This window comes from Acinetobacter sp. ANC_7513, from assembly GCF_056779915.1.
On the sequence record NZ_JBWYIW010000008.1, the window covers coordinates 92,689 to 114,142 of the forward strand.

22 protein-coding genes are annotated in these 21,454 nt (G+C 40.2%); 13 read left to right on the top strand and 9 right to left on the bottom strand.

Annotated elements, in window-relative coordinates; genetic code table 11:
* Positions 1 to 14: 14 nt before the first annotated feature.
* Positions 15 to 245, bottom strand: coding sequence for a hypothetical protein (locus AC1M9B_RS09975; protein ID WP_035268355.1), 231 nt, complete (start codon positions 243 to 245; stop codon positions 15 to 17).
* Between the two features lie 581 nt (positions 246 to 826).
* On the opposite strand from AC1M9B_RS09975, the gene AC1M9B_RS09980 reads away from it, so the two are divergent.
* The 4 genes from AC1M9B_RS09980 to sbmA all read left to right on the top strand — a co-directional run bounded on the left by AC1M9B_RS09980 (position 827) and on the right by sbmA (position 4,203).
* The gene (locus tag AC1M9B_RS09980) at positions 827 to 1,828 is read left to right on the top strand and encodes a CobW family GTP-binding protein (protein WP_481609011.1); all 1,002 of its coding nucleotides are present in this window, start codon (positions 827 to 829) and stop codon (positions 1,826 to 1,828) included.
* A 102-nt stretch (positions 1,829 to 1,930) separates the two neighbouring features.
* A complete protein-coding gene (locus tag AC1M9B_RS09985; RefSeq protein ID WP_035268360.1) occupies positions 1,931 to 2,461 on the top strand; it encodes a YaeQ family protein in 531 nt (176 codons plus the stop codon).
* Between the two features lie 38 nt (positions 2,462 to 2,499).
* Positions 2,500 to 2,838, top strand: coding sequence for an FKBP-type peptidyl-prolyl cis-trans isomerase (locus AC1M9B_RS09990; protein WP_035268363.1), 339 nt, complete (start codon positions 2,500 to 2,502; stop codon positions 2,836 to 2,838).
* A 165-nt stretch (positions 2,839 to 3,003) separates the two neighbouring features.
* Complete coding sequence (gene sbmA / locus AC1M9B_RS09995) at positions 3,004 to 4,203, top strand: peptide antibiotic transporter SbmA (RefSeq protein ID WP_035268365.1); 1,200 nt, start codon at positions 3,004 to 3,006, stop codon at positions 4,201 to 4,203.
* Between the two features lie 70 nt (positions 4,204 to 4,273).
* Here sbmA and AC1M9B_RS10000 read toward each other — a convergent pair whose 3' ends face one another.
* From AC1M9B_RS10000 to salA, 3 genes are all read right to left on the bottom strand, one after another.
* Positions 4,274 to 5,164: a LysR family transcriptional regulator gene (locus AC1M9B_RS10000; protein ID WP_481591665.1), complete on the bottom strand. Its 891-nt coding sequence runs from the start codon at positions 5,162 to 5,164 to the stop codon at positions 4,274 to 4,276.
* Between the two features lie 123 nt (positions 5,165 to 5,287).
* Complete coding sequence (locus AC1M9B_RS10005) at positions 5,288 to 6,652, bottom strand: MFS transporter (protein WP_051586596.1); 1,365 nt, start codon at positions 6,650 to 6,652, stop codon at positions 5,288 to 5,290.
* A gap of 58 nt (positions 6,653 to 6,710) precedes the next feature.
* Positions 6,711 to 8,018 carry a salicylate 1-monooxygenase gene (salA, locus tag AC1M9B_RS10010; RefSeq protein WP_481609012.1) on the bottom strand — a complete coding sequence of 436 codons (1,308 nt, stop codon included), beginning with the start codon at positions 8,016 to 8,018 and terminating at the stop codon, positions 6,711 to 6,713.
* Between the two features lie 300 nt (positions 8,019 to 8,318).
* On the opposite strand from salA, the gene AC1M9B_RS10015 reads away from it, so the two are divergent.
* Complete coding sequence (locus tag AC1M9B_RS10015) at positions 8,319 to 8,804, top strand: hypothetical protein (RefSeq protein ID WP_481609013.1); 486 nt, start codon at positions 8,319 to 8,321, stop codon at positions 8,802 to 8,804.
* 137 nt (positions 8,805 to 8,941) lie between these two features.
* Here AC1M9B_RS10015 and AC1M9B_RS10020 read toward each other — a convergent pair whose 3' ends face one another.
* Positions 8,942 to 9,841, bottom strand: coding sequence for an NADP-dependent oxidoreductase (locus AC1M9B_RS10020; protein ID WP_481609014.1), 900 nt, complete (start codon positions 9,839 to 9,841; stop codon positions 8,942 to 8,944).
* Between the two features lie 440 nt (positions 9,842 to 10,281).
* Between AC1M9B_RS10020 and AC1M9B_RS10025 the strand changes: the two genes are divergently transcribed.
* Positions 10,282 to 10,551 carry a hypothetical protein gene (locus AC1M9B_RS10025; protein WP_481609015.1) on the top strand — a complete coding sequence of 90 codons (270 nt, stop codon included), beginning with the start codon at positions 10,282 to 10,284 and terminating at the stop codon, positions 10,549 to 10,551.
* A 2-nt stretch (positions 10,552 to 10,553) separates the two neighbouring features.
* A complete protein-coding gene (locus tag AC1M9B_RS10030) occupies positions 10,554 to 11,519 on the top strand; it encodes an LPO_1073/Vpar_1526 family protein (RefSeq protein ID WP_481609016.1) in 966 nt (321 codons plus the stop codon).
* 46 nt (positions 11,520 to 11,565) lie between these two features.
* On the opposite strand, the gene gatB is transcribed toward AC1M9B_RS10030, so the two are convergent.
* Genes gatB through gatC form a run of 3 tightly spaced genes read right to left on the bottom strand, consistent with a single transcriptional unit; the run spans position 11,566 to position 14,879 of the window.
* Positions 11,566 to 13,041, bottom strand: a complete 1,476-nt coding sequence (gene gatB, locus AC1M9B_RS10035; RefSeq protein WP_481609017.1) for an Asp-tRNA(Asn)/Glu-tRNA(Gln) amidotransferase subunit GatB — start codon at positions 13,039 to 13,041, stop codon at positions 11,566 to 11,568.
* Positions 13,041 to 14,519, bottom strand: coding sequence for an Asp-tRNA(Asn)/Glu-tRNA(Gln) amidotransferase subunit GatA (gatA, locus tag AC1M9B_RS10040; protein WP_481609018.1), 1,479 nt, complete (start codon positions 14,517 to 14,519; stop codon positions 13,041 to 13,043). Before gatA ends, gatB begins: the two co-directional genes overlap by 1 nt.
* Positions 14,520 to 14,564: 45 nt before the next feature.
* Positions 14,565 to 14,879, bottom strand: a complete 315-nt coding sequence (gene gatC, locus AC1M9B_RS10045) for an Asp-tRNA(Asn)/Glu-tRNA(Gln) amidotransferase subunit GatC (RefSeq protein WP_035269791.1) — start codon at positions 14,877 to 14,879, stop codon at positions 14,565 to 14,567.
* A gap of 133 nt (positions 14,880 to 15,012) precedes the next feature.
* On the opposite strand from gatC, the gene AC1M9B_RS10050 reads away from it, so the two are divergent.
* From AC1M9B_RS10050 to AC1M9B_RS10075, 6 genes are all read left to right on the top strand, one after another.
* Positions 15,013 to 16,059, top strand: a complete 1,047-nt coding sequence (locus AC1M9B_RS10050; protein ID WP_035269793.1) for a rod shape-determining protein — start codon at positions 15,013 to 15,015, stop codon at positions 16,057 to 16,059.
* A 30-nt stretch (positions 16,060 to 16,089) separates the two neighbouring features.
* Positions 16,090 to 16,947: a rod shape-determining protein MreC gene (mreC, locus tag AC1M9B_RS10055; RefSeq protein WP_035269796.1), complete on the top strand. Its 858-nt coding sequence runs from the start codon at positions 16,090 to 16,092 to the stop codon at positions 16,945 to 16,947.
* Positions 16,934 to 17,428, top strand: coding sequence for a rod shape-determining protein MreD (gene mreD / locus AC1M9B_RS10060; RefSeq protein WP_481591637.1), 495 nt, complete (start codon positions 16,934 to 16,936; stop codon positions 17,426 to 17,428). The genes mreC and mreD overlap by 14 nt, the downstream gene beginning before the upstream one ends.
* Positions 17,416 to 17,982, top strand: coding sequence for a Maf family nucleotide pyrophosphatase (locus tag AC1M9B_RS10065; protein WP_035269801.1), 567 nt, complete (start codon positions 17,416 to 17,418; stop codon positions 17,980 to 17,982). Before mreD ends, AC1M9B_RS10065 begins: the two co-directional genes overlap by 13 nt.
* A gap of 51 nt (positions 17,983 to 18,033) precedes the next feature.
* Positions 18,034 to 19,488 (top strand): ribonuclease G, encoded by a 1,455-nt coding sequence (gene rng / locus AC1M9B_RS10070; RefSeq protein ID WP_035269804.1) that lies wholly within the window; start codon positions 18,034 to 18,036, stop codon positions 19,486 to 19,488.
* A gap of 136 nt (positions 19,489 to 19,624) precedes the next feature.
* Positions 19,625 to 19,792 (top strand): PA1571 family protein, encoded by a 168-nt coding sequence (locus AC1M9B_RS10075; protein WP_171076802.1) that lies wholly within the window; start codon positions 19,625 to 19,627, stop codon positions 19,790 to 19,792.
* Positions 19,793 to 19,844: 52 nt separating this feature from the next.
* Here the strand turns inward: AC1M9B_RS10075 and AC1M9B_RS10080 are convergent, their stop codons facing one another.
* Positions 19,845 to 21,299: a WS/DGAT/MGAT family O-acyltransferase gene (locus tag AC1M9B_RS10080; protein ID WP_481609019.1), complete on the bottom strand. Its 1,455-nt coding sequence runs from the start codon at positions 21,297 to 21,299 to the stop codon at positions 19,845 to 19,847.
* Positions 21,300 to 21,454 lie beyond the last annotated feature (155 nt).

Genomic DNA, 21,454 nt, shown 5'->3' on the forward strand with positions numbered 1-21,454 from the left:
TTATTTTTGATTAATTACTGAGCAGGTTGAGCTACAGGAGCTTCAGTACCTTCTTCAGCTGCAACCTCTGTACCCGGTTGAGCAGCTGTTGGTTGACCAGCAGCAGTAGTTTCAGCATTCACTGGTTGTTCTTGAGAAGAAATCAACACTTCCTGTTTTTTTTCATCTTTTGCTTCTGTTGCAGCAAATGTTGAGAAAGCTGTGAAGGCAAGTGTAGTTGCTAATAAAGTTTTAACTAAATTCATGAGTGGCATCCTTATTCAATAAAATAAATTAGAATTTAATCTCATAAGCTTTCCGAGGAGAGAAGCGAATATGAAATTAAATCTAGATCATCGCGTAAAATGTTAAAAGCTGAATCGCATCTAATACGGTTAGCGAGTCAACGAAATTCATCCTAAGTCCAGAAGCTCAATTGGGCAATCAATGCAACAAAGTGAAACACGATAGTTAACGCACGACTAACAAACCAAGGTGTAATGTAGTTTTTTTGTCTCAATGAGAGTCAATATGCCTCATAAAGTTGTCAAAAAATATGTCATGGTGAAGAAAAAAACAGCAATTTTTTTACTTAGTTTTACATTTGAAAAGGTTAAATTAGAAAATCAAAATTGAAGTTTTGAATTAAATTCAGAGTAATGATCTGTGAAATAGATTTACATATTTTCAATTTTGATTCAACAGTTCACTTATCCTATTTAATTCCAATCATTTAGTCTTTTGAATTCATGCATTCATATAAATTATGAGGAAAATTATCCTAGACTTGTTTTTTAGATAAATTCCGACAAGAATCCGTACACCTCTTCAAATTCAGAGATCCATTTTGAAAGTACTTGCAACTCAGTCAGTGCCTACACATATCATTACAGGTTTTTTAGGTGCAGGGAAAACCACGCTTTTACAACAACTTCTCAAATTTAAACCTAAAAATGAGCGATGGGCTGTATTGATGAATGAGTTTGGTCAAATTGGCGTTGATCAACAGTTATTGCCAAATAATGATGGCTATGAAATCAAAGAGCTATTGGGTGGATGTCTGTGTTGTACAAGTCAATTGCCAATGCAAATTGCATTGTCTCGGTTATTACAAGAATCTCACCCAGATCGGCTATTTATAGAGCCGACAGGGTTGGGTCATCCTGCACAGTTGGTTGAACAACTGACTGAACCACATTGGCAACATCTAGTTGCCATGCGTTCTGTAGTGACCGTGATTGATGGATCTCGTTTACATGACTCTGATTGGATGAGGCAGAGTTTATATCAAGATCAGTTAAAAGCGGCTCAAGTTGTGGTTGTGTCTCATGCTTCGGACATGAATGACATGGATCGAAAAGAATTGGCTGATTTAAAACAACAATATTTAGCTTATATTCCACATTGGCTTGAAGCTGATCAAGGCAATATTCGCTTAGAACAAATTGATTATCCTTATGTGGGAATTCAGCGTTCAATGCAACCCTTATTCAAGGTTCAGCGACAGTTCAAAGTTGATGAGGAAATGCCAGCCGTAAAGCAATTGCCGTATCATTACGTCGAACAGGCTCAAGGGTATATTGTGGCAGGATGGAAGCTTCCAAAACGTTGGCAGTTTGATTTTTATGAATTATTAGACATCCTTTGTGAGCTAAAACACTGGGTACGTATTAAAGGCATCTTCAATACCAACCAAGGTTGGATGACATTCAATTTTAATCCTGATCAATTCAATTACAAATCAGGCGAAGAGAATATTGATAATCGGATTGAAGTGATAACCCAGCAGAATCAAGATTGGGAGCATTTAGAGCAATCAATTCTTAAGGCGCGAATCGATGATCAATAAAATCGTTAGATCATTCAACTCAGAATACAGACGGATTGAAAAGCATTTTCTCAATGTACGCTGAATCGGGTATGCTTAGCACCAAATTTGAGGATACCCCTTATGGCGTTAAAAGCGACGATTTATAAAGCAGATTTAAACATAGCCAATATGGATGTTCATCAATATGGCGACTATCAGTTAACGATGGCTCTACATCCGTCGGAAACGATTGAACGTTTGATGGTTCGAGTATTGGCATATGCTCGTTTTGCAGATGAGCATTTAGAATTTACTAAAGATTTATTTGAAACTGATGAGCCAGCACTTTGGCAGAAAGATTTAACAGGTCAGTTAGAAAAATGGATTGAAGTGGGTAGTCCGGACGAAGATAAAGTAAAAAAAGCGAGTGCGCGTTGTAAGGAAGTTGCGGTGGTCACTTATGGATCATCAGTGGATGAATGGTATAAGCGCAACAGTAAATTGAAAACATTGAAAAATGTGCAAATCTGGCAACTCAGTGAAAAAACAACGGCACAAATCCAAGCATTGTGCGAACGTACAATGCAACTGCAATTAAATGTGATGGATGGCGAGTGGACATTGATTTCAGATCAAGGTCAAGCTGAGATTGAGTGGACTCAATTACAGTAAGCCACTAAGATTTTAAAGATTAAATTTGGAGTAAGCACATGACGGCTGAATTAGAAATTATTGACTTGGTGGTAGGTGAAGGTAAAGAGGCTGTAAAAGGTGCTTTAATTACCACTCATTATACTGGTTGGTTGGAAGATGGTACGAAGTTTGATTCATCATTAGACCGTGGTAATTACTTTGAGACTGTGATTGGTACAGGTCGTGTCATTAAAGGTTGGGATCAAGGTATTATTGGAATGAAAGTTGGGGGTAAGCGTAAACTGATTGTGCCAGCACATTTGGCTTATGGTGAGCGTAAAATGGGGAATATTATCCCAGCCAATTCTAATCTAATCTTTGAAATTGAATTGTACGATGTGAAAACTCGCGATTAATTAAAGTCGATGAAAAGCCCTGCATTGCGGGGCTTTTTTATGTTACAACAATGCTGAGCGTGCAATAGATATAACAAAAAATTTCTAAAAAACGCACCGACTCAGCAGAATTAGGATTACTATTCAGAAAATTCATTCAAACAAAATTAGGGATATAAGCGCTGAATGTTTAAGTCATTTTTTCCAAACCCAAAGTGGTTTTTTCTCTCTGTCGTCTTATGGTTTTTTATTAATCTCGCTTTATGGTTTTTTGCGGATGGAAAACAATGGGGCGAATATTTAGGTTTTCCTCAAGGTTATGCAGAAGCTGAACTTGCGATTAATATCAGTCGTTTTTGGTCACCGCAATTTTTGTGGTTCTATCTATGGTTCTTGGTGGCGACCGCCTTATTTGCACTGTTTTGGAAAATAAAATCAGACAATCCGTGGCAGCGTTGGTCAGTATGGGGATCTGCATTTATCCTTTTTAATATTTGGTTAACAGTACAAGTCAGCGTTGCTGTGAATGCATGGTATGTACCATTTTGGGATTCTATTCAACAGATTTTAAATTCTGGTGGTGGTGAGGTGGATAAACTCTATGCGGAATCATGGACTTTTATCAGCTTGGCCAGTATTTCAGTGACATCAGGCGTCATCAGCGCTTTCTTTACCAGTCACTATATTTTTAGATGGCGTACAGCAATGAACGAATACTATGTTCAGCATTGGGAGAAATTACGTCATATCGAAGGTGCTTCGCAACGTGTACAGGAAGACACCATGCGTTTTGCAACGATCGTTGAGGATTTAGGGGTCGAGTTAGTCCGTGCAGTACTGATGTTAATTGCCTTTCTTCCTTTATTATTTGCATTGTCTGCGAAAGTGCCTGTTTTACCGTTTATTGGTGAGTTGCAATATTCTTTAGTATGGGCTGCGATTGGATGGGCGGTATTTGGTACTGTCTTATTGATGGTGGTGGGTATGAAACTGCCAGGATTAGAATTTAATAATCAAAAAGTAGAAGCGGCATATCGTAAAGAGTTGGTGTACGGCGAAGACCATGAAAATCGTGCGCAACCTGCAACCTTAAAACAACTTTTTAAGAATATTCGTGCTAACTATTTCAAATTGTATTTCCATTATGCCTATTTCAACTTGTTTGCACGTTGGTATGGACAACTGGACAATCTCTATATGTTATTTGTGTTGTTCCCCGCGATTGCAGCAGGCCTGTTGACACTGGGATTGATCCAACAAATTATGGGTGTATTCAATCGTGTTCGTGAGTCATTCCAATATTTGGTGAGTTCGTGGAAAACGATTATTGAACTACTTTCTATCCGTAAACGTCTAAAAGCATTTGAATCTATTTTGGAAAAGTAGTGCCCATCATGGATTTAAATTATTAAAAAAAGGCTCGTATAGACGAGCCTTTTTATGTCTGAGTGGGAACTTAGAGCGTGCTGAAAATATTTTTTAGAATCTTACAAAACCACTTACGTGCGTCTAAGTCATCCTTATGGTTATACCAGTTAACACTGACATTGAATGGACGAACCTCAAAAGGGAGTTCAAAAATTTGTATATCCGTATGCTGCTGATAAACCTTCGCGGCTCTCGAAGGCAGAGTAACCAGAAGTTCTGAGTGTTTTACCACGTTCTGCAAAACACTGAAGTGGGGGACTTCAAGCATGATCTGACGAGAATGACCGAGTTCTTTTAAACGCTGATCAATTTCAATATGACCAGTACTCGATTTGATCGCAACATGTTTTTCCGATAAATACGCGTCCATGCTGAGCTTTTGCTGTATGCGCGGATGCTCTTTTTTAGCGATACAGACATAACGTTCCTCAAACAAATTTCGAGATTCAATTTTGGGCATAATGGTGTGACTGCTATTAAAAACAGCCACATCCAAAAAGCCTTCAACCAGCCATTCCTCTACTTTTTCTGAGTGAATTTCCTCAATTTCAAGTTTGATATTGGGAGCATGTTGTTCTAAATATTCAATCAGCGAGGGAAGTAAACAAATTTCTCCTAAATCAGAAATGCCTAAACGAAATACTTTTGAAGAGGTTAACGGGTCAAAATGCTTGGCAGAATCAATCGCCATATCAATTTTAACAATCGCTTCGTAAAAACTTGGATAAAGACTTTGTGCAAGCTTAGTGGGTTTAACACCAAACTTGTCACGTACAAAAAGCTGATCATTCAGCATTTTCCGCAGTCGATTTAAATTATAGGTGACGGAAGGTTGACTGAGATTCAAGCGCTCTGCGGCGTGACTGATATTTTGAGTTTGATAAATAATAATAAAAACTTTAATCAGACTTAAATCGATCAACTTTACATTCCTTGTAAATATTTAGAGACAGTCGCTATATCGAATAACCACTGTAACAAAAAAAGAGAGAGTTAACTCTCTCTTTTATTTTTAATGACTTAGATGTTATTGATGAATCATCTACTCATAAGCCACGTTTTTAACGCCGTTTGCTGCGCCTGCAATTTTTTTATTGCGGAGATGGATCGCAGTCACACTGATCACTGCAATCATACAAGGGATAGATAAGGCAATGAAATTATATTGCACTGGCAAATTAAGGCTAAGTAACCATCCACATAAGATTGGACCCAAAATTGCGCCTAAACGACCTACGCCAAGTGCCATACCTAGACCTGTCGCACGTATGTTAGATGAATAATACTGTGACATATAAGCCAACAATAAAATTTGTCCGCCAATCGATGCTGCACCTGCGACTGCTACACAGAAGTAAAGCACCATGGTTGGCAAGTTATAGCTTAACAAGAATAGGGAAATTGCGCCGCTCACAAACAAGGTGCAAAGAACTTTAGGTAAACTGAATTTATCAGCAAAAAAACCACCAAAGATTGCACCCAGCATACCACCAATATTGAGCGCAAATAGGAACACTAAACTGGTTGAGAGGTTGTAGCCAGCTTCCATCATCAGTTTAGGTAACCAGTTACCAAGTGCATATACCAATACCAATGCCATAAAGACACTTGCCCAGAATAGAACAGTAGTTACACCACGACTTTCAGTAAATAAGTCTTTCACTGGTGATTTAGACGACTCTTGGTTTTCTTGATGCAGACTAATGCGCATATCAGCAGGAATTCTTAGATTTGTGTCAATTTGTTCTAAGATATGAGCAGCTTCTTTATGCTTATTTTGACGAACCAAATAATCGATGGATTCAGGCAATAACTTCCAAATGATTGGCAATAGAATGAGTGGAATACCTGCAATCATAAACATGATTTTCCAGCCAAATTGCGGTACTAGCCACATACCTAAAATGGCAGAGCACATTCCGCCTACAGCGTAACCACTAAACATCAATGACACTAAGGTGGAGCGTAAACGCTTAGGCGCATACTCTGTCATTAGTGTAATAACGTTCGGCATCACGCCACCTAGACCTAAGCCAGCAATAAAGCGATAGATCCCGAACTCTTGAGGATTGCTCGCTAGGCCACACATCACGGTAAAACCACTAAAAATGACAATACAAACTGCAATCAGTTTTTTACGGCTAAAGCCATATTTTTCAAGTTTGTCACTCATACTGCCAAAAATGATGGCTCCAAACATCATGCCAAAGAGGGCAAGACTTCCTAAGAAGCCCGCCGTCATTGGATCGATTGCCCATTCTTGCATGAGTTTAGGCAATGCCACACCGTAGATGACTAAGTCATAGCCATCAAAAATAATAATCAATGCGCTGAGTAAGATGACTCGCCAGTGAATGGCTTTGAGTTTGGCATGATCAATAATTTCATTTGCATTTAACGTATTCATGGAGACCTCCCTGGTCAATGAATCGGTTGATAACAGTCCTGTTAATGTTTTTGCTTATTTATATGGCTTCAGCCACGAGATGTTTCTCTATTGCTTGGCCTAAGCGATGTTGTGCGAGTACAACGTCTTTTTCTAAATCGTGTTGCCATAACCAATCAAAACGGTGTGCCAAATGTTGACCTACACTGTCAAAGTCTGGATACAGGGGTGAATATAATTCGTAAATCTCACCAGATTCTCGTGATGTGTTTTGTACACGGATGGCACGCTCTTTGCGCAGTTGCTCATAGACATGAGAGAGTTGTGCAAGGTCTTCAGTGCAGATTTGCGCTGAGTGATGTTCCAGATGTTTGAATAATGAAGAAAGAATTAAAGCATCTTCAAGACCTTGACCAGCACCAGCTCCTTGGTGTGGCAACATCGCATGTGCTGCATCACCAATCAAAATGACATTGTGTTCGCTGTTTTGATAGGTCTTAAGTGGCTCAATCTCATGAAGGGCCCAGATGGTAGGTTTTTCAATTAAGTTCAGTAATGCGCGACAGCTTTCACTCCAATCCGCAAAATCAGCTAGCATTTCAGTTTTGGTTGTTGGTCGTGTCCAAGGGGTACCTTCTGGCAGAGTTGTATTCTTGCGATCTGACTTAAAGGCAACAATATTGATTTCTTCACCTTTACGAATAGGGAAAGTTAAGATGTGTTTGTCTTTCCCCAATAACATTTGTGGGACATCTGCAAGTTCAGGATCGTGTCCAAGTTCTGCAATGACCTGTTTAAAATCTAAATACTTGATAATGCCGCGATAAGCCCATGTTCCTGAAAACTGAGGATCGACTTTTGGAAGTTGATTCGATGCCAATACATGATCACGCACAACAGAATGGATACCATCACAACCAATCACGTAATCAGCTTCAACCACTTCACCATCTTGGAAAGTTAAACGAACACCAGCGCTTGAAGCTTCAACAGATTGTACACGTTTATTGAAATGTGCATTTTGTGAAGGAACGAATGGAATAAGTGCATCTAAAAAATCAGCACGATGCACAGAAGATTGACCGACTTGAGGTGCGATCGAAGCCGATAGGTATTCATCGGTATAGCCATTACGCCATTGGAACCAGATATCTTGATAAGGCGCAGCAACTGTATCCGCAATGGCGTGATATTCTTCACCCAAGCCTAGAAGCTCAATTGCTTTAACAGCATTGGCACCAAATGAAATGCCTGCGCCAATTTCTGAAAACTGTGCTGCTGACTCATATAAATGCACATCAAATTTTTTATTTTTTACTAGGTTGGTCATTAAAGCTAATCCAGCAATACCACCACCAATGAGCGCAATCTTAATTCTTCTTTCCATGATTTAATTCCGAGTTTTTTGCCCTGAATAAGATCATTACTGATTTTTGACTACTTATCCAATTTATATATTTTGGTGAAAACTATTTAAAAAATTGATAGTTTGAAATTCACGTCTATTCCCACTAGTTTTGAAGCTTTATTGATGATCATTGATGTGCGTGATTTAGCAAATTTACTACCTAAATTTTCATGTGCTTACTTGTTTTACAGTGAATCTGTAGGGAAATGCGTTCAGGATGTGATACAACAAAAACATAATGACAACGATGAAAATTGAGTTTAAGTGATGACATTAAAAATGAATAAAACTGCTTTACGTACACTGTGTGCATCGGCTTTGATCATGGGCGTATCGACATTTTCGAAAGCGGGACCCGCTGTAGATCAATTGAGTGATTGTTTGGTCAAGTCGACGACCGCTGCTGATAAAACGACAGTACTACAGTGGACATATTCAGCATTATCTACTCATCCTGATTTAAAAGGCTTTAGTAATGTCAGTGCTGAGCAACGTACGGCATTGGATCAAAAGTTAGCGCAAGTCTTGCAACGTGTGATCGTAGAGCAATGTTCAACACAGACTAAAGCGGTGATTCAAGCTGAGGGTATTCAAGCTGTTGGTGACAGTTTCCAAGCATTGGGTCGTAGTGCAGGCGAAGAAATCATTAAAAACCCTGAAGTGAATAATCAGCTGAAAGGGGTGGTGCGTTATATTGATTTAAATAAATTGGTGACAACATTCCTCACCCCAGATATTTGGAACAAGCTTGGGATCACTCGCTAATCTCTTATTTTAATAAATGGTAATTAAATAAATAAGTTATCGATTGATGAATGTAGGGTGGCGTTACTCAACATCATAATTCAAACTAGAGAAAAGGCAGGATGATATCCTGCCTTTTCACATTGTACGCATAGAAACTATTTGAATAACAGTACCCTTTTACCTTGCGTATGACCCTCTAAAATGTCTCGATAGGCTTGCTGTGCTTCTGTAAAAGGATATTCACGACTGACTGTCCAATTGAAGGTATTATCTGCAACGCCTTCGACCACGTGTTTTAAATTGGAAACATTACGTTTAACCCAGACCGCTTGGATTTTCGCAGATGACAGTTTGCGTCCTGCAATCGTGCCCATAAATCCGCCATTTTTCACTGTTGCCAATGAGGCTTGAGTGGCATCCTCGTTACCTGCCATATCAATCGAAGCATCAAATTGACCTGGATGGACTTGTTTCAGACGCTCAATTAAACCTTCGCCGTACATGACAGGAATCGCACCTAAACTGCGGATATAGTCTTGGTTTTTTGCTGATGCTGTTGCCACAACTGTAATGCCGCGACTCACTGCCAATTGAATGGTGATTGAACCCACACCGCCTGACCCACCGTGTACCAATAAGCTCTGCATTGGACCAATTTCATCTAAAATGGTCATGGCAGTTTGAGCTGCTCCTGCAATCGAGCCTGCAATCGACCAGTCTAAATTTTTAGGTTTTTTAACTAAATTTGCGATAGGCACATCAATCACTGTGGCATGGGTAAATGCACCACCTGAACCAAGAACTTCGTCACCGACTTTACAAGTACTGTTTTCAGGTACGTCTACGATTACTCCAGCAAATTCAGTTCCAAAGGTTTGTGGGAGTTGTGCGTGTTTGAATTCGCCTGTCATTCGACGTGCATCAATGGGGTTGATTCCTGCGGCTTTGACTTGGATGCGTGCCATGTCAGGGTTTAATGGTGGGAGTGTGTAGTCTGTAAATTCAAGGACTTCGGGTTGTCCGTAGCTTTGTGCAAGAAGAATTGTACTGTTCATTTTCATTTGCCTAGTTTGCTTTGCGTGGTTTGCAATGTATGGATTGATTATAGAGAGCCAAAGTAAGGGGATTGAAGGGCTAAAAATAGGACAGTGTTTTCTCTTAAATTTTGTTTAACCTCTCGCTAGCCCTTTCCTAGAAGGAGAGGGGATTTCCATTGCAGAATATAGGATGACATTTGATAAGTATTGAAAGTTCCATCTCCCTATGGGATGAGAGACACTGTTGTGCAAGAGGGTGAGGATTTAATTCAGGCATATAGAAAGACTTTGAAAGTTGGGCAAGTCGTAAGTCTTTGAGTTTGGCGATAGAGGATACTTTTTTGATGCTCATGATTTAATACATAACTAAAAACTGATATTTAGAAGTTAATAAATTTTATGAAATCGATGCATGTTTCTGATATAACTTAACTTTATTTAAAAACAAAGGCTGTGCTTTGAAAATTTTATATTTATTAGTGGCTGTTGCTTGGGTTTTGACAATAGGAAGTGCAGTTTTTTTTAAAATTGATTGGTTGGGATATGACTACAATACATGGGCTATTATATTTTCAGCTTTACATGGTCTATTAGCAGCTATAATTGCACTATTTGGAGGTAAGTCAGGCGTAAGTATTTCAGCAAAGGCGACTAATGGATCAACAGTTATTCAGGCAGGTCGTGATGTAAAATTAAAGAAAAAAATTAAAAGTAAGAGTGGAAAGTAAGTATGTTAGAAAAAGTTAAGATGGAAGCGGAAGCCTCAGATAATAGTTTAGTTCAGCAAGCAGGTAGAGACTTAACCATTCACCAAGGACCAAAGATGGTTGAGATTATGGAAGCTATTGATTATCAAATTGATCGCCGAGTACCTCAACTAATCTTACAACATGCACCTACAATTTTTGAAGAACAAAACAAAATTGTTAATCAGGAAGTTTTTGAATTCAAGAATGACATTAATAGAAAACTGACAGAAGTACTGGAAAAAGTTGATACTGAGGATTCGAAAGCTATTAAGCAATTTTTAAAAAAGGCTACAGACTCTAACTTTCAATATCTTTTAAATAGTAGTGTAGAAACTATCGTTAGATATAAAGATAAAGCCCCAAAAGAATTATTGGCTAATTTATTAATAAGCAAAATTGATGAAGAAAATGACGATGATAATTATGTAATTGATGAAATGATAGAGTCACTAAAGTTTCTTTCCAAAAATCACATCAATTTTATTTCATTTGCACATTTAATCCGTTCAATTAATCTTAAAGAAGATGTATTACAGCAATATCAGAAAATTGATAGCCGAGTTGATATAGGTAATGAGAAAAAAGAAAATTTAAAAAGGTTGTATTTTGATGCAATGAAAAAAGGATATCAGCGATTTTTAAATTATTTTATTAGTCAAAATCCTAAAGAAATTAATGTTGAATATCTTGAATCTAAGGGGTATTTCTCAAGTGATTTGAAGAGCTATAGAGAGTCCACATCTAAAATCATTTTAAGTAAATTAAATATTCAAACAAGTAGTGATGAAGAATCTAAAATAGCACTTAAAGAAAATTTACCAGAGTTAGATATACTGATTAATCTATATGGTTTTGATGATATTAATAAAATTTCTCCTGTCACTCAAAAAGCAGTTATATTGGCTAATCAGAATTTCCAGATTTTGCATGAGAAAAAAGCTTTTTAATATAAAAACCCGCTTTCGCGGGTTTTCTTTTTCAAAACTGATCAGATCAACCAATCAATTTCTTCATTAATTCATTCACTTGAGCAGGGTTAGCTTTACCTTTCGCTGCTTTCATTACTTGACCCACAAGACCGTTAAAGGCTTTCTCTTTACCAGATTTATACTCTTCAACCATCTTCTCATTCGCAGCAAGTACGTCCTTAATAATTGCTTCAATTGCGCCTGTATCAGTTTCCTGTTTCAGGCCTTTTTCAGCAATAATCTCGTCCGCAGTTTTGCCTTCTTCCCACATAAAGCCGAACACTTGTTTCGCAATCTTACCGTTAATCGTGTTGTCCACAATACGTGCAATCATGCCACCAAGTTTCTCTGCTGTTACAGGAGAGTCAACCAACTCTAAGCCCGCTTTGTTTAAAGCACCTGAGAATTCGCCCATTACCCAGTTCGCCGCAATCTTACCTTGTGCAGCACCGCCAGCAGCGTTGACCACAGCCTCATAAAACTCGCTCATTTCACGAGTCAATGTTAAAACGTGCGCATCGTATTCAGTCACACCAAAGTCAGCTACAAAGCGCGCACGACGTGCAGCAGGAAGCTCAGGCATAGTCGCTTTAATCGCTTCAATTTGTTCGTCTGCAATGATCACAGGCAACAAGTCTGGGTCAGGGAAGTAGCGGTAATCGTTCGCTTCTTCTTTAGAACGCATTGAACGCGTTTCCATCTTCACCGGGTCGAACAAACGAGTTTCTTGGTCGATGGTACCGTCCCATTCCAAGATTTCCATTTGACGTTCAATTTCAACATTGATCGCTTGTTCAATGAAACGGAATGAGTTCAAGTTTTTCAATTCACAACGTGTACCGAATGGTTGACCTGGACGGCGTAAAGACACGTTACAGTCGGCGCGGAAAGAGCCTTCTGCCATGTTCCCGTCAGAAATACCTAACCAACGTACAAGCGTGTGAATCGCTTTAATATAGGCAACCGCTTCTTCAACCGAACGCATATCAGGTTCAGATACGATTTCAAGAAGTGGCGTACCTGCACGGTTTAAGTCGATACCTGACATACCTTCAAATTGGTCATGAATCGATTTACCTGCATCTTCCTCAAGGTGCGCACGTGTCACGCCAATGCGTTTAACTGTACCATCTTCAAGTTGGATGTCGATATGACCCAAGCCCACAATCGGGTTGTCCATTTGGCTGATTTGGTAGCCTTTAGGAGAGTCAGGGTAGAAATAGTTTTTACGTGCAAATACAGACGCTTGGTCGATGTAAGCATCGATACCCAAACCAAAGCGAATGGCAAGATCAACCACTTCTTTGTTCAATACAGGCAGTACGCCCGGCATTGCCAAATCAACAAGGCTCGCTTGTGTATTTGGGTCTTGACCAAATTCAGTTGAAGAACCTGAGAAGATTTTAGATTTAGTCGCAAGTTGAGTGTGAATCTCAATACCAATAACGACTTCCCAACCATCAATCAAATTTGACTTAGGTTTTGCATTGTTCTTCGCCATTATGCATTCTCCTCAGCAATTGCAGCGCGTTTGGTGTGCCAATCAGTTGCTTGTTGGTATTGGTGCACCACAGACAACAATTGAGATTCTGACCAGTAGTTACCAATCAACTGTAAGCCAACAGGTAAATTATTTTGATCAAAACCAACAGGCGCGTTAATCGCAGGGAGACCTGCAAGGTTGACCGCGATGGTATAGATATCGCCCAAGTACATTTCAACTGGAGAAAGGTTTGCACCAATCTTATACGCCGTTGTCGGCGCAGCAGGCGCAGCAATCACATCAACAGACTCGAATGCTTTTAAGAAATCTTGTTGGATTAAACGACGTACTTTTTGTGCTTTGACATAGTACGCATCGTAATAACCTGCAGACAGCGCATAAGTACCAATCAAGATACGGCGTTGAACTTCAGCACCAAAACCTTCAGAACGAGAACGTTTGTACAAGTCCATGATGTCTTTTGGATCTTCACAGCGGTAGCCATAACGTACGCCGTCAAAACGTGACAAGTTAGAAGATGCTTCAGCAGGGGCAATCAGGTAATAGGTTGGAACATAAGCTTCAGTCATGTTGAGGTCAATTTCAACAAGCGTTGCGCCCATCTCTTCCAATTTTTTTAGAGATTCTTCAACACGTGCTTTAACGTCAGCAGCCAAACCTTCAACATTAAAGTACTGTTTAGGAATACCAATGCGTAATCCTTTTACAGACGTGCCGTTCAAGTTTGCAACGTAGTCATCAGCATCTTTTTGTACAGATGTTGAATCTTTTGCGTCATGACCTGCCATCACGTTCATAAGGTACGCACAGTCTTCTGCCGAACGTGCCATTGGACCGCCTTGGTCAAGTGATGATGCATAGGCAATCATACCGAAACGTGATACACGACCATAGGTTGGTTTTAAGCCTGTAAGGCCACAGAACGATGCAGGTTGACGGATTGAACCACCTGTATCTGTACCAGTCGCAAACGGTGCAAGGTCAGCTGCTACAGCCGCAGCAGAACCACCTGATGACCCGCCTGGGACACGATCTAAAGCCCAAGGGTTCGCCGTTGCACCGAAGTAAGATGATTCTGATGTAGAACCCATGGCAAATTCGTCCATGTTCACTTTACCTAAAGTCACTAGGCCCGCAGCTTTACCTTTCGCTACAACGGTTGCGTCGTACGGAGAGATAAAGTTGTCTAGCATTTTAGAACCAGCCGTGGTTTTAATGCCTTGCGTACAGAAAATATCTTTATGTGCAATAGGTAAACCAGTCAAAGTGGTCGCTGTACCTGCTTTGATCGCTGCATCAGCTGCATCAGCTTGAGCCAATGCTTGTTCAGCAGTCACAGTGACATATGATTTGACTTGTGCATCAATTTTTTCAATACGGTTTAAATAATGTTGCGTCAATTCACGTGAAGAGAATTTAGCGGTTGCTAAACCATCGATAAGTTCACGAACCGATAAGCGATGTAAATCTGTCATGAGAAAAATTCTTAACTAAAATTTAAATAGGGCAAAACTGAACAATTATTCAATTACACGTGGAACAAGATACAAACCGTCTTGCACAGCTGGTGCAACGGCTTGATAGTCATCACGATGGTTTTGTTCAGACACAGCGTCTTCACGTAATGGCTGTGGATGGTCAAATGGGCTCTTTAATGGCTCAACACCTTCGGTATCAATGCCTTTCAAGGTTTCCATCATACCTAAAATTTTATTCAAACTTTGAGCATATTCAGCAGATTGAGTATCATCCAAAGACAAGCGTGCTAAGTGTGCAATGCTTGAAACGGTTTGTGCATTTAAATCTGCAGATTGCTGAGCATCTGATGCTGACATGCTGTCTCACCTAATCAGTAATAAAAATATTCAAAATATCATGCGTTATAATAAGCGATTGACTTGTCCAAAGCATCACATTTAGTTAAAGTTGCCATCTTACGTCTATATAACGTTGAACTGAGAACGACCCGTGATTCTAAAACGACTAATTGGCTTGTTTTCGCCAGATCTAGCCATAGATTTAGGCACCGCTAATACACTAATTTATGCGCCAGGACGGGGCATTATATTAAATGAACCGACTGTTGTGGCAATTCGTCACAGTGGTTCACAAAAAATAGTTGCCGCTGTTGGCTTGGATGCTAAGCAAATGCTTGGTCGTACCCCTGCGAATATTTCTGCAATTCGTCCAATGAAAGATGGCGTGATTGCGGATTTCGAAGTCACTGAGACCATGTTAAACCAATTTATTGGTAAAGTGCATGAAAAGCGTCTTTTCCCACCAGCGCCGCGTGTTGTGGTGTGTGTGCCATGTAAATCAACTTTGGTTGAGCGTCGTGCGATTCGTGAGGCTGTATTCAATGCAGGCGCACGTGATGTACGTTTAATCGAAGAGCCAATGGCAGCAGCGATTGGTGCAGGCATGCCAGTTGAGCAAGCATGTGGTTCGATGGTCGTAGACGTAGGTGGTGGTACAACTGAAATTGCAATCATTTCATTGCAAGGTTGTGTCTATGCAGACTCATTACGCATTGGTGGTGATGTTTTTGACGAACAAATTATTCATTATGTTCGTAAAGCACACGGTTGCGTCATTGGTGAAACGACAGCTGAAACCATCAAAAAAGAAGTGGGTATGGCACTTCCGGATGAAGATGGCAAAGTGCTAGAAATCGAAGTTCGAGGTCGTAACTTGGCGGAAGGTGTTCCGCGCGCAATTACGGTGACTTCTGATGAAATTACTCAAGCAATCACTGATCCATTGCAAAGCATTGTCTCTGCAGTGAAATCTGCGCTTGAACAAACACCTCCTGAGTTGTCATCAGATATCGCGGAGCGCGGTATTGTATTGACTGGTGGTGGTGCGCTATTACGTAACTTAGACAAGTTATTGTCACAAGAAACAGGTTTGCCAGTAGTAGTTGCTGAAGATCCGCTTTCTTGCGTAACACGTGGTGGTGGTAAAGTCTTAGAACTCTTTGACAACCCGAACCATGACATGCTGTTTGTTGGTTAATTTTCTGTAATTTAATTTAAGGACGAGGCGGTGCAACCGAATCTGTTTTCAAGACAACCGCCATCTTTTCGCTCTTTCATCATTGCAGTCATCGTGTGTTTGTTCGTGTTAATGTTTAATTGGCGTGCTCCACACTTGATTCAACCAGCAAGAGATGTCTTGTACGCGGCATACAATCCCATTTATGCCATTGCAAGTTATCCCGTTTTATCGAAAGAATGGCTCAGTCAACAAACCAAGTCTGAAGCGCAATTGCGTCGTGAGAATACTGCGATGCAGGCAGAGCTGCTTCAGGCTCAGGTTCGCCTTCAAAAACTCTCAGAACTCTCCGCTGAAAATACGCGCTTACGTGGATTATTGGATACGCCTTTGATCATTGACGGTCGTATGGAAATCTCTGAGGTGATCGGCACAGATGCTGATCCATTACGTCATATCATTATCATTAACCGCGGTGCTGCGAGCCAACTGCGTGTCGGGCAAACGGTGTTGGATGATAACGGTATCATGGGGCAGATCATCAATGTTTATCCGCACAGTAGCCGTGTCATGTTATTGTCTGATAAAGAACACTCCCTATCAGTACGTCTTGAAAACTCTGGCATGCGTGCCATTGTGTCAGGCACTGGTGATTTAGGTCGTCTGAAAATGGAATATGTACCGACCAGCGCTAACGTCAAAGTCGGGGACAAGGTGTATAGTTCAGGTTTAGGACAACATTTTCCTGCGGGTTATTTGGTCGGAACAGTGTCCAAAGTTAAGCGTGAAAATACCGGTGAGTTTGCGCAGATAGACGTGAAACCTGCAGCTCAGTTGGCCGGTGGACACCATGTAGTGGTACTGTTCTCAGACTCATTAGCCATGGAGCAACCTCATGCTCAGCGCTAAAAAAATATCATCAGTTAAAACACGTGATCCACTATGGATCATCGTGCTTTCAATCATTATTGGTTCAGTCTTGGTGGTGTATCCGCTGTCTTATTCATTGGCAGGATGGCGACCGCTGATCATGCTGATGATTACGATGTATTGGATCTTGCTTCAACCGACATGGTGTGGTGTTTGGTTTGCTTTTGCAGTCGGATTATTTACCGATTTACTGCTTGATGCACCCCTTGGATTACATGCGTTAAGCTTCGTTTTACTAACATTTAGCATCCGTTGGTTTGTGCGTGAACGCCGTTTAATGACGTTTGGAAATACTTGGGCAATCGCTAGTGTTGCTATATTGGCACATTTGATTTACGTCCTTTTTGCACAAATTATTTCCGATATGCAATTTTCGATAACTCGTCATTGGCAGCCACTAATGAGCAGTATTTTAACTTGGCCCATCTTGTATTATTTGCTTAGAAAATGGCGAATTTAATCCTGGCGTCGAGCTCGCCTCGGCGTAAAGAACTGCTTGCACAGCTTGGACTTAAATTTGATATTTTTAGTCCAGAAATCGATGAGTCTGTACATGATGGTGAGCAAGCACATGATTATGTTCGACGTTTGGCAGAACAAAAAGCTCAGGTTGTTTTAGCACAATTTCCAGATGCGGTGGTCATTGCTGCAGATACAAGCCTCAGTTTAGATGGGCAAATTATTGGCAAACCTGACTCGAAGCAACATGCGTTTGAAATTTGGCAATCCTTGTCAGGACGTCAGCATGAAGTTCTCAGTGGCCTTTGTGTGGCTTCACAACATAAAACAATAAGTACGGTAGTGAGCACAAAGGTTGATTTTCAATCACTCAGTCATCATGATATGGAAGAATATTGGTCAACTGGGGAACCTGTAGGAAAAGCAGGGGCTTACGCAATACAAGGAATCGCCGCAAAGTTTGTTCCTCGTATTGAAGGTAGCTACACCAATGTGGTGGGTTTGCCTTTACATGAAACATCACAGTTACTGAATCAAATATTGAAAAGTGGTTAAGGCACTAAATTAACCTTTTAAAAAATTTTTATAATGTTTTGAGTGTTTTTTATGTCTGACGAGTTGTTGATTAACGTCACCCCAATGGAGTGTCGGGTGGCGTTAGTTGAAAATGGGACGGTCAACGAACTATTTGTTGAACGCAACGCTAAACGTGGTTTAGTCGGGAATATTTATAAAGCCAAAGTTGTACGTGTATTGCCTGGTATGCAAGCGGCATTTGTAGACATTGGCTTATCTCGTACTGCTTTTTTACATATCAATGACATGATTTGGCCTCGTAATCAACCGACGCCAAATGTCTTTGATCTTCTGCAACCAGGTCAGATTCTGACAGTGCAGGTCATGAAAGATATGTTAGGCACGAAAGGTGCGCGTTTAAGTACTGATCTTTCCATTCCTTCTCGCTATTTGGTGATGATGCCTTATGGACATCATACTGGCGTGTCTCAGCGAATCGAATCAGAAGAAGAGCGTGATCGTTTACGTTCGATCATTGAGCGTATTCAAGCTGAACATAAGTTACCCGGTTCTGTCATTGTACGAACTGCAGCAGAGGGGATCGAAGAAGCCGCTATTGCGCAAGATATGGCGTATTTGGCAAAACTTTGGGAATTTATTCAACGTAAACAAAAAAGTGTCGTGGTGCCATCACTTATCTTTGAAGAGCTACCACTTCCTCAACGTATCATCCGTGATCTGGCAAATGAAGATACGGTAAAAATTCAAGTCGATTCAAGAGAAGTGTTTGGCAAGCTACAAGAGTTTGTGGCTGAGTTTGTACCAAATATGGTTGATCGTCTGAAACATTATCCTGGTGAGTGTCCGATATTCGACTTATACAATGTTGAAACAGATATTCAAAAAGCACTGCAAACACGTGTTGCATTAAAGTCTGGTGGTTATCTCATGATTGATCAGACAGAAGCCATGACCACTATTGACGTCAATACAGGCTCATATGTAGGTGGACGCTCTCTTGAGGACACCGTCTTTAAGACCAACATGGAAGCGACACAAGTCATTGTGCGTCAACTCAGACTGCGCAACTTAGGTGGAATTATCATTATTGACTTTATTGATATGCAAGAGGCCTCACACCGTGATGAAGTGCTTAAGCAATTTGAAAAAGTCTTAGAACGTGACCATGCAAAAACTAAAATCACCCAAGTGTCTGAGCTTGGCTTAGTAGAAATGACGCGTAAACGGACGCGTGAATCACTTGAACATTTGTTATGTGAGTCTTGTCCAACGTGTCAGGGACGTGGTTATGTGAAAAGTGCCGAGACTGTTTGTTACGAAATCTTTCGAGAGATATTAAGATATGCTCGAGATTTTGAGTCTCAGACTGACTTTACTGTCGTTGCGCATCCATCGGTTGTGGATCGATTATTAACCGTAGAAGCTGCGGCCGTCTCTGATTTAGAGCATTTTGTGAAACGTGTCATTAAGTTCCAAGTCGAAAATTTATACACGCAAGAGCAATACGATATCATTTTGAATTGAAATTGTAACAGAATATCGTTAAACACTTGTTACAACTGAGATTTTACATTCGATCTCGATTTCTCAATACTTAAGAAATCAAATCGAATAGCCAAAGACAGCGATGTTGTCTTAGCAAAGTGAGGTCAAAGTGGGTATGAATTTAACGGAACAATTAGCGGGTAGCCATCGTCAAATTGTGGATTCAAACAAAAGCGCTTGCTTGATGCTCAACGATCAAGGTCAAGAAGTTCGAGTTACACAAGCGATGGTCGTTTCGCTCTGTCAGCAATTAATCAAGCAGTGTCGTAATATTAAAAATTAAGGGGCCTTTTTAAAGCCCCTTAATTTTTTTGTAAATATCGAAATATACAGACTTAAGCTGGTTTTTCATTTGCAACTTCTATATCCGCTACTACTTGTTTCTTTGTTACACTACGCTTAGTAGCCTTTTTCATAATCTGCCGTTTGTCATCTTCAGGTAGACCCACAATTTTTTCAAATCTTTGAATCTCATCTTCTAAATGGGTCAATAAATTTTGCATCTTAGGCAAAGCATTTCGACATGCGGTTAAACCGACTTCTAATTTATCCATATAACTGGTCATTGTGATATTCAACGCTTGACCATCAAGTACGATAGAAGCAGGGTAAAGTGCGTCCAAACGTGCACCATTCCAATATAGCGGCTCTTTAGGCCCTGGTACGTTAGAAATAACGAGGTTAAATGCCTGACGTTTAGGTGCTAAACCAGAGATGATATTTAAACCTGCAGGACCATATACGAAGGCACTATAGTTGAGAATCTGATCTGAAGTCATGCGTTTGAATTTTTGTTTCGCATTCATTACGCTACGACGAATAAGATCGAGTCGTTCTAATGGATCGGCTTTATGTGTCGCTAAGTTCGCCAGAATCATCGTAATACGATTTGACATATCTGAATCATCCGTACGAACGGAGACAGGAACCATAGCGATTAATGGTTTTTCTGGTAAAGCACTTTGACTGATTAAATATTCACGTAAAGCACCGGAACAAATCGCAAGCACAATATCGTTAATGGTCACACCCAGTGATTTTGAAATATGGTTGAGACGCTTAAACTCATATGACTGAGCAGCGAAACGACGTGATGAGCTGACTTTTTGATTCAGAATACTACTTGGGGCTTGAAAACTAGATACATAGTCCGGATTACGTCCCATATCTTTAAAGACAGTTTCAGACAGCACTTTGAATACACCCGGTGTAGACTGCACTTGACCTTTCAAATTAGACAAGATTTGTTTTGCACGGCTTACTTTAGGTGTTTTAAGTCGCTTAGCACGCGGACCTTCAACACACCATGGCGGAACGATACTTCTTGCATTTGGATCATGAGAGAGTGATTTTTCAATTAAACGCATGCCTGCAATACCATCGACCATCCCATGATGTATTTTGAAATACATGGCGAAACGATTGCCTTCAATGCCCTCAATGATATGACACATCCATAATGGCTTAGCTCGATCAATTAATGAACTGTGCTCTTGGGAAATGTAGGTGAGTAGCTCACGAATACGACCAGGATGTGGTAGAGCAATATGTCTGAAGTGATGATCAAGATCGAATTCAGTGTCTGTGTCCCAAAACAGTCCGTTTAATTTATTATTAAACGGTGGAATTGGAATAGATTTTGAGTTGCGAATATCTGCCACTAAATCTTGAATAAAGGTTGGTGGCGCATCTTCTGGAATTTCAAATAAAAATAATCCGCCAACATGCATGGGCTGTTGTCTTTTTTCCAAAGATAAGAAAATAAAATCAAGCGGGTGTAATGGGCGCATAGTCTAGGTTTGCCTCACTGCAAATTTCTAAAATTGTTTTTTAGAATTATCAATCCAAGAGATCAGTATAGACGTATTTGTTGGAGGGGGCATAAATTTTTTTAATGAATGGTCAGTACAAAAAAGCCACTTTAAATCAGTGGCTTAAAACTTTG

Bases quoted from the DNA above. Each gene is read 5' to 3' on its own strand.
- AC1M9B_RS09975 (WP_035268355.1), bottom strand. From the start codon at position 245: ATGAATTTAGTTAAAACTTTATTAGCAACTACACTTGCCTTCACAGCT.
- AC1M9B_RS09985 (WP_035268360.1), top strand. From the start codon at position 1,931: ATGGCGTTAAAAGCGACGATTTATAAAGCAGATTTAAACATAGCCAAT.
- AC1M9B_RS09990 (WP_035268363.1), top strand. From the start codon at position 2,500: ATGACGGCTGAATTAGAAATTATTGACTTGGTGGTAGGTGAAGGTAAA.
- sbmA (WP_035268365.1), top strand. From the start codon at position 3,004: ATGTTTAAGTCATTTTTTCCAAACCCAAAGTGGTTTTTTCTCTCTGTC.
- AC1M9B_RS10005 (WP_051586596.1), bottom strand. From the start codon at position 6,652: ATGAATACGTTAAATGCAAATGAAATTATTGATCATGCCAAACTCAAA.
- salA (WP_481609012.1), bottom strand. From the start codon at position 8,018: ATGGAAAGAAGAATTAAGATTGCGCTCATTGGTGGTGGTATTGCTGGA.
- AC1M9B_RS10015 (WP_481609013.1), top strand. From the start codon at position 8,319: ATGAATAAAACTGCTTTACGTACACTGTGTGCATCGGCTTTGATCATG.
- AC1M9B_RS10020 (WP_481609014.1), bottom strand. From the start codon at position 9,841: ATGAACAGTACAATTCTTCTTGCACAAAGCTACGGACAACCCGAAGTC.
- AC1M9B_RS10030 (WP_481609016.1), top strand. From the start codon at position 10,554: ATGTTAGAAAAAGTTAAGATGGAAGCGGAAGCCTCAGATAATAGTTTA.
- gatB (WP_481609017.1), bottom strand. From the start codon at position 13,041: ATGGCGAAGAACAATGCAAAACCTAAGTCAAATTTGATTGATGGTTGG.
- gatA (WP_481609018.1), bottom strand. From the start codon at position 14,519: ATGACAGATTTACATCGCTTATCGGTTCGTGAACTTATCGATGGTTTA.
- gatC (WP_035269791.1), bottom strand. From the start codon at position 14,879: ATGTCAGCATCAGATGCTCAGCAATCTGCAGATTTAAATGCACAAACC.
- mreD (WP_481591637.1), top strand. From the start codon at position 16,934: ATGCTCAGCGCTAAAAAAATATCATCAGTTAAAACACGTGATCCACTA.
- AC1M9B_RS10065 (WP_035269801.1), top strand. From the start codon at position 17,416: ATGGCGAATTTAATCCTGGCGTCGAGCTCGCCTCGGCGTAAAGAACTG.
- rng (WP_035269804.1), top strand. From the start codon at position 18,034: ATGTCTGACGAGTTGTTGATTAACGTCACCCCAATGGAGTGTCGGGTG.
- AC1M9B_RS10075 (WP_171076802.1), top strand. From the start codon at position 19,625: ATGAATTTAACGGAACAATTAGCGGGTAGCCATCGTCAAATTGTGGAT.
- AC1M9B_RS10080 (WP_481609019.1), bottom strand. From the start codon at position 21,299: ATGCGCCCATTACACCCGCTTGATTTTATTTTCTTATCTTTGGAAAAA.